The sequence below is a fragment of the Salinivibrio sp. AR647 genome, assembly GCF_001995415.1.
Lineage (GTDB): Bacteria > Pseudomonadota > Gammaproteobacteria > Enterobacterales > Vibrionaceae > Salinivibrio > Salinivibrio costicola.
In genome coordinates this window covers 67,083-81,156 of sequence record NZ_MUFE01000006.1, presented here as the reverse complement: position 1 = coordinate 81,156, position 14,074 = coordinate 67,083, and the positions used below count along the sequence as shown (strand labels likewise).

The 14,074-nt window shown below is 49.7% G+C and carries 12 protein-coding genes; 5 read left to right on the top strand and 7 right to left on the bottom strand.

The features are described from left to right. Positions 1-223: 223 nt before the first annotated feature. Positions 224-1,273 (top strand): hypothetical protein, encoded by a 1,050-nt coding sequence (locus tag BZG76_RS09065; RefSeq protein ID WP_077461069.1) that lies wholly within the window; start codon positions 224-226, stop codon positions 1,271-1,273. 122 nt (positions 1,274-1,395) lie between these two features. Beyond that, complete coding sequence (locus BZG76_RS09060; protein ID WP_077461068.1) at positions 1,396-2,451, top strand: hypothetical protein; 1,056 nt, start codon at positions 1,396-1,398, stop codon at positions 2,449-2,451. Between the two features lie 28 nt (positions 2,452-2,479). Here BZG76_RS09060 and BZG76_RS09055 read toward each other — a convergent pair whose 3' ends face one another. Next, on the bottom strand, positions 2,480-3,373 hold the full coding sequence (locus tag BZG76_RS09055) for a LysR family transcriptional regulator (protein ID WP_077461067.1): 894 nt from the start codon (positions 3,371-3,373) through the stop codon (positions 2,480-2,482). Between the two features lie 181 nt (positions 3,374-3,554). On the opposite strand from BZG76_RS09055, the gene budA reads away from it, so the two are divergent. The 3 genes from budA to BZG76_RS09040 are packed head-to-tail and all read left to right on the top strand — an operon-like array spanning position 3,555 to position 6,840. Next, positions 3,555-4,331 carry an acetolactate decarboxylase gene (gene budA, locus BZG76_RS09050; protein WP_077461066.1) on the top strand — a complete coding sequence of 259 codons (777 nt, stop codon included), beginning with the start codon at positions 3,555-3,557 and terminating at the stop codon, positions 4,329-4,331. Positions 4,332-4,372: 41 nt separating this feature from the next. Next, positions 4,373-6,055, top strand: a complete 1,683-nt coding sequence (gene alsS / locus BZG76_RS09045; protein ID WP_077461065.1) for an acetolactate synthase AlsS — start codon at positions 4,373-4,375, stop codon at positions 6,053-6,055. 26 nt (positions 6,056-6,081) lie between these two features. After that, positions 6,082-6,840, top strand: a complete 759-nt coding sequence (locus BZG76_RS09040) for an SDR family NAD(P)-dependent oxidoreductase (protein WP_077461064.1) — start codon at positions 6,082-6,084, stop codon at positions 6,838-6,840. A 79-nt stretch (positions 6,841-6,919) separates the two neighbouring features. On the opposite strand, the gene yqfB is transcribed toward BZG76_RS09040, so the two are convergent. From yqfB to BZG76_RS09010, 6 genes are all read right to left on the bottom strand, one after another. Continuing rightward, the gene (yqfB, locus tag BZG76_RS09035) at positions 6,920-7,234 is read right to left on the bottom strand and encodes a N(4)-acetylcytidine aminohydrolase (protein WP_077461063.1); all 315 of its coding nucleotides are present in this window, start codon (positions 7,232-7,234) and stop codon (positions 6,920-6,922) included. 93 nt (positions 7,235-7,327) lie between these two features. After that, positions 7,328-8,695 carry an anaerobic C4-dicarboxylate transporter DcuC gene (dcuC, locus tag BZG76_RS09030; protein WP_077461062.1) on the bottom strand — a complete coding sequence of 456 codons (1,368 nt, stop codon included), beginning with the start codon at positions 8,693-8,695 and terminating at the stop codon, positions 7,328-7,330. Between the two features lie 174 nt (positions 8,696-8,869). Further along, entirely contained in the window at positions 8,870-11,053 is a 2,184-nt protein-coding gene (katG, locus tag BZG76_RS09025; protein ID WP_077461061.1) for a catalase/peroxidase HPI, read from the bottom strand. A gap of 194 nt (positions 11,054-11,247) precedes the next feature. After that, positions 11,248-11,646 carry a VOC family protein gene (locus BZG76_RS09020; protein ID WP_021023952.1) on the bottom strand — a complete coding sequence of 133 codons (399 nt, stop codon included), beginning with the start codon at positions 11,644-11,646 and terminating at the stop codon, positions 11,248-11,250. A gap of 174 nt (positions 11,647-11,820) precedes the next feature. After that, positions 11,821-13,149 (bottom strand): anaerobic C4-dicarboxylate transporter, encoded by a 1,329-nt coding sequence (locus tag BZG76_RS09015; protein ID WP_077461060.1) that lies wholly within the window; start codon positions 13,147-13,149, stop codon positions 11,821-11,823. Between the two features lie 47 nt (positions 13,150-13,196). After that, a complete protein-coding gene (locus BZG76_RS09010) occupies positions 13,197-14,072 on the bottom strand; it encodes a U32 family peptidase (RefSeq protein ID WP_077461059.1) in 876 nt (291 codons plus the stop codon). Between the last annotated feature and the right edge of the window lie 2 nt (positions 14,073-14,074).

Below are 14,074 nucleotides of genomic sequence, written 5' to 3'. Positions count from 1 at the left end.
TAAAAAAATAATAACCACATTAAGAATAAGCCATTGAATGAATAAAAACGATAATAAACAACCAAAAATCGTATATTTTCCATACAAAACAGACAAATAAATCAGACAAATATTTTTCAATAATGTCAAATTACTGATTAATGAGAAAATTATCATTGTGGCACTTATTGTACAATCCGCTATATAATACTGAGTGTTTACTCAAAACAAGTTGGCTACAACAATGAAAAATATATATCGCGCATTACTCATGCTGGCGGCCATATTTTCCGCTTCTGCCTTCGCGGCGATCGGCCCCTATAAGGTGGTACTGATTCACGGTTTTCAGCCTGATCAACTACAAAGCCGCCCCGATCACGATCAAGTCGTGCAAGATGGCGCTAACTATTGGCAAGATTACTGGCTGCAGTACGCCGATGCACGTATAGATTGGCCGGCCAATGAGCGTATTGAAGGAAAAATCGCCTCAGATTACCTTTGGCCTGCGCTAAAAACCCTTTCAGAGCAAGAAACCTGTTTGTCCGGCTGCCTTTTAGTCACCCACTCTACCGGCGATTTGGTTGCACGCTATCTGTTAGATAACCAAGAAAATTGGTTGATTAACGCAGGTCTTGAGCCGCTCAATATTGTAGGGACTTTCGATTTTGCCGGTGCTGGTGGTGGTGTCGAAATGGCAGACATTGCTGTCAATTTGGCACAGGGAGGCGGTTGGCTTAATCACACAATGAAAAAAGCGGTATCGCTTTGGATGGGTCAGTTACCGAACAAAGACAATATTGGCGTTCTGAACGATTTAAAAGTCGCCAACGCACGCCAATTATCGAACTGGCCTGACAACCGTGTCCCTCGTATTCGCTTTGTTGGCAATGGCTCTGACTTCTTGGGGGCGACATCTCCCTTTATTCCAGGCAGTGATGACGGTGTGGTTGCCGCGCATTCTGCATGTGGCGCTGCCGATGTCGATGCATTTGATAGCTGTTCGACCGCGATTGAGTTCGATGGCAAGTTAGATTATGTCCATAAAGGAGTGAGACGCTTTATCCCCATGCACTACCCGTTGCTAATGGGGAATAAATACAGCCACCTCACGATCTTTAAGTCAGCGCATCGAGGTAAAGTTACCGCCACCGATCCAGAGCTCAAGCTTGGCGATCAATCACGCATCTCAGTTGAAACCTTTGATAAGGATGGTTGGTTTGGCAAAAAATATCGATATGTCCGTGATTCGGACCGTGACACATTGTCAGAGATCGTGTACGCCCTACCGCAATAAGCACAACACACTGTGACAAAATCGGCAAAGCTGCTTTTTTATGGTGAGGAAGCAGCTTGTCGGATTTCTTCAATTTTCTCACTCATGATAGTTTGTTCGTTACACGTTAATTAGGGGTTACAATGACAAGACTGATCCTGGCAGTCACTCTGATAAGTGCTATCGGCATTACCGGCTATTTGTGGCTTGATACACCAGAACCAGCGTCTATGGCGCTGGCGACCAACACGATAGTGCGTACCAACGAACAGAGTGCGTCATCATTGAGCCAAACAACAGACGAAGAGGTCACAACGTTCGCACAACAAACCCAACCCACTGAGCCAGATATTGTACCGGTTAGCATGCGAAACTCGCTTAGCTACATTGCATCGGATTATGCAGAAAAAATCCAACATCCGCCTTATTCAATGCCCATCGCCTCGCCGCAAAGCCCTTATTTGCACTGGAATCGGCATATCAGTACACCCGTTCCTATACTTGATGGCACCGAGAAAGCCGCGCTCAAATTAAGTCAATACCGCTATTTTTATCCCAATCCGATACAAGCGTCATTGGTTGCCTCTTTACCTGTTAATCAAACCGTCTTAGAGATTATTGATGTCAGGACCAACCAGGTGATTGAGACAAAGACCGTGTCGGGAGACACATGGCAGATTGAGCCAGACGAAAGCTGGCCGATGGAGTTACGTCTCAAGGCGATCCTAGACTTTGATTCTGGGCACGATGTGCTCACTGCCGATTTTAGGCTATATCAGCCGATTGCCCAGTTAGCGCAAGTAAAACCCGTCTTTGGTCGTGATGCCGATATGATTATCCCTTTACAACTTAATGTCGATAAGGGCGGAATCTATCGTTTTCGCGCCAATCTGTTCACCCAAAACGACGAACCCGTTGCGTTTCTCACCACCAAAAAACGGCTTCAGGAAGGCGATCACACTGTTGAATTAAAAGCGTTTAAGCAAACGTTACTCGGCTTCGATAAGCAGTGGCAGCTAAAAAATATCGTGATTGAACGTATGTCAGGCTCCCCCGGCGAGCGAGCACAATTTGGTATCACTCCGAAAGACACCTATTCATTGGGCGTCTTTGACATTGACCAATTGTCGGACACACCCTATCAAATGTCCGAGCAAGAGCGTATGCAACTCGAATTTTTACAACACGCCGCACGTTAGCGTTGAACGCGATGACGATCTGGGTGGCTTACTGAGCATTCGCCCATTCGCGTGCCGTTGCAATACAGCGACGCACCACTTGGGCAGTATTCGTGCGTTGCCAAGCCAGCACCACTTGGCTACTCAAAGGCATCTGTACCAGCGACAGCACAGACACGTGGCCGCTCAACTGGGTGGTTAGCGAAGCGGGAACCAAGGCCACGCCAAAACCCGCGGATACCATTGCGGTTGCGGAATGGAGTTGTGGCGCAAGCGATGCAGAAGATGGTGTCAATCCTGCGCTTTTTAATGCATCAGATAACGCATCATGGAGCCCAGGCCCGATATCACGAGGGAAGAGAATGATCGGATCATTGCCGAGCTGTGACAACGTCACGCTGTGACATGTCGCGAGAGGATGGTCAGCCGCGACAACCAGTTTAAAGGGATCATCAAATAAGGCGGTATGCGCCACATGTTCACTGGCATAACAAGGCAAACGTAAGAAAGCTAAATCCACCTCTTGTTGACGAAGTGTCTCCACTAATGATGGCATGGGCTGCTCGACCGGCTGAAAATCAATATCGGGATGATGTTCTTGTAACCCTCGCACCAGCGCTAACACTTGTTGGCTGACGACCGTCGAGCTGGCAAAACCGAGGCGTATTTGATTACGTTCCCCGCGGGCAACCTGCTTTGTGCGCTGCACGGCTTGATCTAACTGACTGAGAATTTTTACCGCATCTTGATAAAGCACCGCTCCTGCTGGTGTCAACGACACACCTCGCGGTAGGCGCTCTAATAAGGGCACACCTATCTCTTGTTCTAGCTTTTTAATTTGCTGGCTCAGTGGCGGCTGAGCAATACCCAGTTTCTCAGCCGCGCGCGTAAAGTGCTGACACTCGGCCACTGTGACGAAATACCGTAAATACCTAAACTCCATCGTCATGCCTTAATGCTGCGCATTATCAACTTTGTTGGATTCAATATCTTACCACGTTTTCCATGTGCCATATCTTTTAGATATCAAAACCAACGTTATTTGTATTGGTGTCTCCTTCTTCAACCTCGCATCATCAAGATTCGGTTTTAACCTAACTGACTTCGGTTTATAAGGACGCTTTATGAGCACCCAAACCTGCCACTGTGCAGAACATGTCGCCGCCGCCTATCTCAAGCATCACCAACAAACAGGAGAAGGTGAGATTTATCAAACCTCATTGATGAGTGCCTTGATTGATGGCGTGTATGAGGGCGAGACCACCATGGCCGACCTGCTCGAGCATGGCGACTTTGGCCTAGGGACCTTTAACCAATTGGACGGTGAACTCATCGCCTTTGATCAGACGATTTTTCAACTACGCGGCGATGGTTCGGCAAGGCGCGCGGATCCTGAGCAAAAAACACCATTCGCCGTTATGACCTTTTTCAAACCAGACATTACACAACGGTTTGATCATCCCATGTCGCGCCAAGAGCTGCACGACGTAATCGACACACTGGTACCAAGTGACAATCTATTCTGTGCCGTTCGAATTGATGGTGCCTTCGAGCATGTGCGTACGCGCACCGTGCCCAAGCAAACACCGCCATACAAGCCCATGCTCGAGGCCATCGATGCCCAACCAGAATTTCGTTTTGATCATGTGAATGGCGTGATTGCTGGTTTCCGTAGCCCGCAATATACCCAGGGCATCAATGTCGCAGGCTATCACGAGCACTTTATCACTGACACTCGCGCAGGCGGCGGCCATGTCCAAGACTACGAGTTGGCATGCGGCACCTTGCAAATCGGCCGCGTCTCCAAGTTGGTGATTGACCTCCCCACCAATGCGGAATTTTTGGGCGCGAACTTAACACCAGACAATATTCACGCCGCTATCGAACAAGCAGAAAAATAATATCACCTCCCATAGGGAGCTAACCTCACGAGGAGCCCAACATGACAACAACAACGCATTGGGACACAGGCGCACAACTGGTCGCAACCCACTTAGAACGCCAAGGCGTCGAGTATATTTTTGGTATACCTGGCGCAAAAATTGATCGCCTCTTTGATGCGATTGAAGATACCAATATCAAAATGATCCCGGTCCGCCATGAGGCGAATGGCGCCTTTATGGCCGGTGTTATTGGCCGCTTAACCGGTAAAGCGGGCGTCACCATGGCAACGTCCGGCCCGGGCTGCACGAACCTGGTGACTGGACTGGCGACTGCTAATTCTGAAGGCGATCCTGTGGTTGCTTTAGGTGGGGCGGTGAAACGTGCCGATCAACAAAAACAAACCCACCAAAGCCTAGATACCGTCAGCATTTTCAATTCGGTTACCAAATACAGTGCCGAAGTCCAAGCCGGTTCAGCGACCTCTGAAATCCTTGCCAACGCTTTTCGTGCAGCGGAAAGCGGTCGCCCGGGTGCCGCGTTTGTCAGTTTACCTATGGATATTCTTAACCAACCGGTCGACAGTGGCGTGCTCGCGCCTTCATTCCCGGCACCATTAGGGATGGCTGATACGCGCGCTATCCGCGAAGCGGCCAACAAAATCAAAGCGGCGCATAATCCGGTATTCTTACTGGGGTTACAAGCCAGCCGTCCTGAAAATGCCGCAGCCATTCGCGCCCTACTCAATCGTACCCAGCTTCCCGTCATCGGGACCTACCAAGCCGCTGGTACCGTCGACATCACCTACTATCAGCGCTTTGCGGGTCGGGTCGGCTTATTTAATAATCAACCCGGTGATCTCTTGTTAGCGAACGCTGATCTGATCGTCACTATTGGTTTTGGCCCAATTGAATATGATCCAGAGCTTTGGAACACGCAACACACCGATATTATCCATATCGATGTGGCACCAGCAGAAATTGAGCACTATTACCGCCCTAGCGTGGAGCTCGTTGGCCAGATTGAGCCCACTCTTAATGCGCTCACCGAACAACTCGACCATCAATGGCTGATGCCCGCATCAACAGTTGATTTACTTGAAGAAGTGGCCCACCAGCGCCAAGCTATTCGAGCATACAGTCGTTCACACCAAGATTTTGCCATGCATCCACTGCATTTGATTAAAGCCATGCAGGATGTGATCACGCCAGACACCACCTTGTGCTTAGACATGGGCAGCTTCCATATTTGGATTGCGCGCTATCTTAATTGCTTCCGCTCTCGGCAATTATTGGTCTCAAACGGTCAACAAACCATGGGCGTCGCCTTGCCGTGGGGAATTGGCGCGAGCTTACTCAACCCCGACCGTAAAGTGGTGTCCGTGTCCGGAGACGGTGGATTTATGCAATCAAGTATGGAGCTAGAAACGGCAGTGCGTCTCAAGTGTAACTTGCTGCACATCATCTGGGTCGATAACGCCTATAACATGGTGGAAATGCAGGCAGTTAAAAAGTACCAGCGTTATTCAGGGGTGAAATTTGGTCCGATTGATTTTAAAGCCTATGCCGAATCCTTTGGCGCCAAGGGCTATGCGGTCACACGACAAGAAGATTTAGTCACCCAACTTAAACAAGCCATAGATACCCAAGGCCCAGCTGTTATCGCCATTCCCGTGGACTACAGCGACAACTTTAAGCTGATGGCCCCCCGAGAAGCCGGCAGCATGGATCCGGTATTTGCTTAATTCAATAGACAAAAACGGAGAACACAATGAAAGGTATTAACCAAAAAGTGGCGTTAATTACTGGCGCAGCCAACGGTATTGGTGCAGCGATTACCGACCGCCTCTATCAAGAAGGTGCAAAGGTTGCGATTGCAGACTGGAACAAGACAGCTCTAGATGACACAGCAGCAAAATACGATGCTGATCGCGTCTTGAAACTCTCTGTCGATGTGTCAGATCCAAAAGCAGTAGAAGCAATGATACAAGACGTTGTTAACCACTTCGGGCAACTTGATATACTGATAAATAACGCAGGCGTGCATACTCCTGGCTCTGTTATTGACGGCACTCTAGCCGATTGGGAAAAAGTGTCTGGTGTTGATATTGATGGCGTAGTCTTTTGCGCAAAATATGCAATGCCTGAATTGATTAAAACAAAAGGCTCTATGGTAAACACGGCCTCCGTATCGGGTTTAGGCGGTGATTGGGGCGCTGCTTTTTACTGTGCTGCAAAAGGCGCTGTCGCGAATCTAACGCGTGCCATGGCACTGGACCACGGTTTACAAGGAGTACGTGTCAATGCGGTCTGTCCAAGCTTGGTTAAAACCAACATGACCAATGGCTGGCCTGACTCAGTTCGAGAAAAGTTTAATGAGCGTATCGCTCTGGGACGCCCAGCAGAACCAGAGGAAGTTGCCTCTGCCGTGGCATTTCTAGTCAGTGACGATGCGTCGTTTATCTCTGGTGTCAATTTGCCCGTAGACGGTGGTGCAACAGCATCAGACGGCCAACCCAAAATTGTTTAATCAACCACTCATAGTAGTCAAACGCCCGTATTATCGGGCGTTTTTTTATAGGCGAGCCGCTCAGTAAAATAGCGGGTGTTTAAGCAAGGTGGAAATCAATCACAAACAACGGGGGACGCGCTGGGTAGATTTGCAAAATCAGCGCCTTCAGCTCGGTAAGTGACATCCCCTCTTGTTCAGCATGACGGGCATTAATGTCCTCGAACGCTAGCGGAGCAACGCTGTCGATCACAATGTCACATACATAATGATCAGTTTCTAGCTGATGTACCGCGACGCGCGAACCGGGTTGATAGTGACTTTCAGATTCATCGCGAATGGTGATGGTTTTAACACCGGCGGCCACCATGGGCGTTAAGGTGGAGAAAAAGGTGATTTTGGTCGGGGCAGTCATGTTGCTTTCTTCCAAAACTGTATTGGTCTATGGCGTGATACGATTAAAAACGCCCGCGAGCACTTGCACGCGAGCGTTTCATGCCTTGCGACGTTACGCCATCATCGGCACCAATACAAGGGTGCCAATAATCACGGTAATTAACCCGCAGAGGACCGGCACCGAGGTGCGCTTAACCACCTCAAACGGGCTGAGTTTTGCCATCCCAGATGTCGCCACAATCACTCCAGACACCGGCGATATGGTTCGGCCTAAGTTAGAGGCTTGCAGCATAGGGATAATCAAAAATGCCGGATTGAGGCCCATTTTCGCTGCCAAAGACGGTGCTAATTCAACAAACGCATAGAAAGGTGCATTTCCAGAGCCAGTGGCAACAGCGGCTGCGACGGTGAGTAAAGTAAGCAGCATCATCAATGCAATACCGCCTGCCCCAGCGCTTTCTGCTAAGCCGAGTAAGTTGTCAATCGCACCAATTGACATAAGGCCTTGTGCAAATACCCCTGCAGCGACTAACAGCATCACCACGCCTTTAAAGGCATCCGCCATCCCTTCATAACACGCATCCAGATCTTCTAACGTTTTGCGACCATTAAAACGTTTGGTGGCGAAGTCGACGAGCGCACCTAAAAAGATAGAGAGCACCACAATGGTGTAGATATCTAGATAGAGGCCCGGAATGGTTTCACCGTTAAATAAAAACACCCCAATGATAGGCAGAAAAGGTAAGGCGGCGTAATAACCTGGCGCGTGAGTTTCTATCTCGGAGACGTCCACACGCTCCATCGGCGTGTTTTCTTTGTTATCCAGGTATTTATTCCAAAAGTACGCCGCGGCGGCCATCACAATAATCGCACAAATAGAGACCGGCAWTACGGTTTCGACCGCAAACACGTGGAGCGGTAAGCCTGCTTTTTCCGCTGCAATCACCACATCTCCCGAGGTGGGTGAAAGTATAATCGCTGCAGGAGACGCGCACACTGCAGTCGCGGCGGGACGAGAAATGCCCATCGCAGTCATCATCGGGAATAAGGTAGCCATTAAAAGCACACCTAAGCCAGTTGCAGAGCTGACCGCCAGTGACATCAAACAAGCGACAATGTAGGCTGCAACCAACAACACATAAGGCGACTTGATCACCGACAACGGCTTAGAGAACTGCTTCACCACCACGTTGTTGGCACCAATATGCGACATATAGGCCGCAAAACCACACAGCAACATGATTTGCATCCCGAGGCCGCCACCACGGTATTGCAGCATGTATTTCACATATTCCAGCGAATCAGTAAAAAGATTGCCCGTCGACGTTAATTTAGCCGGCAGAACACTGTGCCCTAATATCCCTGTGATGATCAGTAATATAATCCCTGCGGTCAGCAAAGTGCTTGCAGGACGATAACCTTTGACAATGAAATAACCCACAGCCACGGTTACAACTAGCCCAACGAGAAGTTCTAGCATAATTCACTCCGCCAGATGGTAAAGATAAAAGAATTGGATGGAATTTACTCAGCTCACTGTACTAAAACCCTGCCTGTAGCACGACAACAACCAAGCCCTGACTTGATTTAAGACAAATAAAAAGCCGCCTATCAATGAAAGGCGGCTTGGTGATCACAATTTGTAACGATTAAATCATTGCTTAGCGACCAGATCAAAACGATCAGCGTTCATCACCTTCACCCACGCTGCAACAAAATCGTGCACAAACTTGGTTTGGTTATCATCTTGCGCGTAGAACTCTGCATAGGCGCGTAAAATGGCGTTAGAGCCAAACACTAAGTCGACGCGGCTCGCCGTCCACTTCACTGCCCCCGAATTACGCTCAATGATCTCATAGCGGTTACGGCCGACAGGTTTCCACTGATACGCCATGTCCGTCAGGTTGACGAAAAAGTCATGACTCAGCTCACCGACCCGATCGGTAAATACGCCTTCCGGGGCACTACCATAGTTGGTGCCAAGCACACGCATACCGCCCAGTAGTACTGTCATTTCAGGTGCGGTGAGTCCCATCAATTGGGCGCGATCAAGCAAGAGCTCTTCGGGCTGAACGTTGTAATCTTTTTTCAGCCAATTACGGAACCCATCTGCGACCGGCTCTAGTACTTCAAATGAATCCACATCAGTGTGCTCAAGCGTGGCATCACCACGGCCCGGCGCAAACGGTACGTCGACGACCACACCAGCCGCTTTTGCTGCTTCTTCAATGCCTTGGTTTCCTGCCAGCACGATGGTGTCAGCGAGACTAATCTGGTGTTTCTGAGCAATATTACTCAGCACGTTGACTACCTTCGCCAGACGCTCAGGCTCGTTCCCCTGCCAGTCTTTTTGCGGTGCTAGGCGAATCCGCGCGCCGTTCGCCCCACCCCGCTTATCGGATTGGCGATAAGTCCGTGCGCTATCCCATGCGGTGGTCACTTTCTCTGCCAACGTCAGGTCACTATTGGCAATATCTGCTTTTACCGCTGCCACGTCATAATCGGTACGTCCTGCAGGCACGGGATCTTGCCAAATCAAATCCTCACTCGGCACATCTGGGCCGATGTAACGTGACTTGGGCCCCATATCACGGTGCGTTAATTTAAACCAGGCTTTGGCAAAGACGTCTGCCAGGTAGTCAGGGTCTTGATAAAAGCGTTCAGAGATTTTGCGATAGGCCGGGTCCATTTTGAGTGCCATATCGGCATCGGTCATGATGGGGTTACGACGAATCGAGGGGTCTTCAACATCAACAGGTTTATCTTCTTCTTTGATRTCGATAGGCTCCCACTGCCAGGCACCCGCAGGGCTTTTCTTCAATTCCCACTCATAGTTAAACAGGAGATAAAAGTAGCCGTTATCCCATTGCGTGGGATGGGTAGTCCAAGCCCCTTCAATGCCACTGGTGACCGTATCGCGACCAATGCCACGCGCTTGGTGGTTGTTCCAGCCTAAGCCTTGCTCATCAACGTCGGCCGCTTCAGGCTCAGGTCCTAATACGCTCGCATCGCCATTGCCGTGACATTTACCCACGGTATGGCCACCGGCAGTTAGCGCGACGGTTTCTTCATCGTTCATCGCCATGCGCTCAAACGTGACACGCATATCATGGGCAGTTTTGAGCGGATCTGGGTTGCCATCTACCCCTTCAGGGTTAACATAAATCAGCCCCATCATCACTGCGGCAAGTGGATTTTCGAGATCGCGTGCGCCAGAGTAACGGCTGTTCTCTGCATCACTTGGGGCCAACCATTCTTTTTCTGCGCCCCAATAAGTATCCTTCTCTGGATGCCAAATGTCTTCACGCCCAAACGCAAACCCATAGGTTTTTAGCCCCATCGATTCATACGCCAGCGTGCCCGCGAGCAAGATCAAATCTGCCCAACTAATTTTGTTGCCGTATTTTTTCTTAATCGGCCATAGRAGGCGACGGGCCTTATCGAGGTTGGCGTTATCCGGCCATGAGTTCAAAGGTGCAAAACGCTGGTTACCTGTTGCACCGCCACCGCGACCGTCAGCAATGCGATAGCTCCCTGCCGAGTGCCATGCCATGCGGATCATCAATCCGCCGTAATGTCCCCAATCTGCAGGCCACCAAGACTGACTGTCGGTAAGTAGCGACTTAACGTCATTTTTAAGTGCGTCAATATCGAGGGTTTTTAGGGCTGACGGGTAATCAAAATCGTTATCAAACGGCGTTGATTTTGTGTCGTGCTGATGAAGAATGTCGAGGTTAAGTGCWTTGGGCCACCAGGTTTTGTGTGCCATCTCTTCCGATGTTGCGCCACCATGCATCACGGGGCATTGACCGCCCGACGTTGAGCGTTGCTGAGACATTGCTTTCTCCTTATGTTTTATCCATCAGTGCGAACGCTAAAACACCTGACTAGGCCGCACTGACGCTATCATTAGTTATTGCTAACTAAACATGAGTAACGTTAATAGACAATCACACAAAGCGCTAATCTGTTATGCCAATAATGTTAATAGCCAATAACTTATGAGCTGATGAGAGACGCGCTAACTCACATTCACCATGCCCATTCGCGATTTTGAAGCACCACACGATAACCATCCAGATCTTCAAAGGTGCAGCCGTCTTTATCCCAATAACTGTTATAACTCGAAACCGGTGTAAATCCGGCCGCTTCGATTTTTTTGCACGCCGCTTGCCATGCCGAGTGATCCGGCAAATAAAAAACCAATAAATTCTCTTGTGAGGGGGCTGGTCCAACATGGGTGCCGCGGTGGTGGGTAAACTCAAGGTGATAATTGTGATGCGGATGACCGATAATGGCACCATCAAAGTCATTGTGGCCAGAGAAGGTCCCGAGCAACTCAAAACCTAATCCTTCACAATACATATTCGTAATATCGGCTAAGTTATCAGTTGGCCGCGCAACCCGCATCACGGTATGTTTATCAATCATTATGTTGGCTCCTTTGGCTTAAAACGCCCGACTACTTGGCCAGGCGTTGCAAACAGATGCGGCGCATGTTGATGATGCATGTCACCAATTTGTACATTCAGGCAAAATTTACATCCAAGCCCTCAACCGAGGTACGCCCCACCTGCATCCTTGTTCTTCGTATCCTTTTGCGTATTAGGCGATAAAAATCTGCCCCAACACGTAACCGAACGCACAGGCGCTCACCACACCAATTAAACCAACCGCCATGAATGAATGGTTGAAGTACCATTTACCGATTTTGGTGGTGCCAGATGCATCGAAATTCACGGTCGCAATATCAGAAGGATAGTTGGGGATAAAGAAGTACCCATACACCGCCGGCATAATACCGATAAGCAGTGCAGGGTCGAGCCCTAACCCAAGACCTACCGGCAACATCATCCGTGCGGTGGCAGCTTGTGAATTAACAACTACTGACACGATAAACAAGGCCAGAGCAAAAGACCATGGATACTGAGTGACCATATCCACAATTCCAGACTTAAACTGCGGCATCGCGTATTGGAAGTAAGTATCTGACATCCAGGCAATCCCAAAAATGGCAATGGCCGCTACCATCCCAGATTTAAACACCACGCCATTGGGCACATTGCGCGGATCGGTTTGTGTCGCCAGTAGGATGATGCCGCCAAAGCAGAGCATCATCATTTGAATGACGACTGACATGCTGATGGCCTTACTCTCCCCTGCCACTGTGCGAATTTCTGGCCACATAGCGATAATCACAATGGTAACGATGGCACTAATGAACAATAACACCGCATTGCGCGCGGAACGGGGTAATACCTCATCTAACGAGGTCGCGGTGGTATTTTCGATACGATCACGCCATTTCGGGTCTTGTAAGCGCGCTTGGTAATCCGGATCGTCATCCAGCTCTTTGCCGCGGCGCAAGCTGTACAGAGACATCAGCAAGGTACCAAACAAGGTGGCGGGTACGGTGACCAACAAAATCGAGACTAACGTAATGTCATGTTGAATATCGGCAAGCTGGGCAAGGTAATACACCACCGCAGCGGAGATAGGTGACGCCGTAATCGCGATTTGAGAAGCAACCGACGCTGCGGCCATGGGGCGCTCCGGACGAATACCATTTTTCAGCGCGACATCACCGATAATCGGCATAATGGAATACACCGCGTGACCGGTACCAAGCATAAAGGTCATGGCATAGGTGACAAACGGCGCAATCAAAGTGACGCGTTTTGGATTTTTACGCAATAATCGCTCGGCCACTTGCAGCATATACTTAAGGCCACCTGCCGCTTCCAAGATAGAGGCACAGGTGACGACCGCAAGAATAATCAGCATCACGGTTACGGGCGGTGACGTTGGCGGCATCTGGAAGATAAACACTTCTATGACCAAGCCGATTCCCGAGACCACGCCCAGCCCAATGCCCCCGTATCGGGAGCCGATATACAGCATTAGCAGTAAGAACAAGAACTCTAAATACAACATACCTTCACCTCTCTACCCGATTACGCAGGCTGTTTTTGTTATCGCGTTTAATCTAAAACTTGTGCCATGCCCGCCAAATGGTGCCAATAGCCATTGCAATCGTGGTTGAGCGGTTGCGGCTGGGTGCCTGCTTGGTTAGCACGGAATTTGTCTATCCAGTGCAAGGTGTCAAGCGACAGTGGGCTTAACCGCACCACGTCCACCAGCCCTTGCATCGACGGTAAATCGTTAACGAGATTGGCGCATTGCCCGGACTGGGTTTGAATGCCGTTCAGCACAAATACCGCTTGACCCTCTTGTGACTCGGTTAACCGCCCATTGGGGTAGTTGAGGCAGCACAGCTCGCAGTCATCTTTGGCACGGTTTTCTGAGCGCGCGGTAAAACAGCGTGCCGAATAAGCCAGTGGTAAGTAACCATAGCCAGTCACCTCCACCTCAAACTGATCGCGAATGCCCAGTGCATCGCAGCCGTTCAACATATTCACCAACCAATCGCGCGAAAGCTCCACCGGCATCACCCAGCGTGTCATGCCAAGGTCAACAAATTGCTTTAATGTTTGCGGGTTATAGCAATTGATGGCCGCCCCCACCACAAAGGGCTGCCGACGCTCGCTTAAAAATTGCACCGCGCTCACGTCATTCGCTTCAATGCGAATATCATCATTATCACAGTAGCGTTTTAGCATGGTCAGCTCTGAGGGCGCTTCAATCAGCGCCATGGTCGAGAGCACCACTTGTTTACCAGACTCAGCCAGCTCACGCGCGAGCCCGATCCAGTCTTTGGTTTTCAGCTCTCGCCGCTTAGCACAGACGGTTTCGCCGAGATAAATCACATCGGCTTGGCTGTCTGTCGCCGCTTGATAAAAGGCTTCAACCTCAGCCTTGGGCCAGTAATACAGGATTGGCCCGAGAGAAAATTGCATCA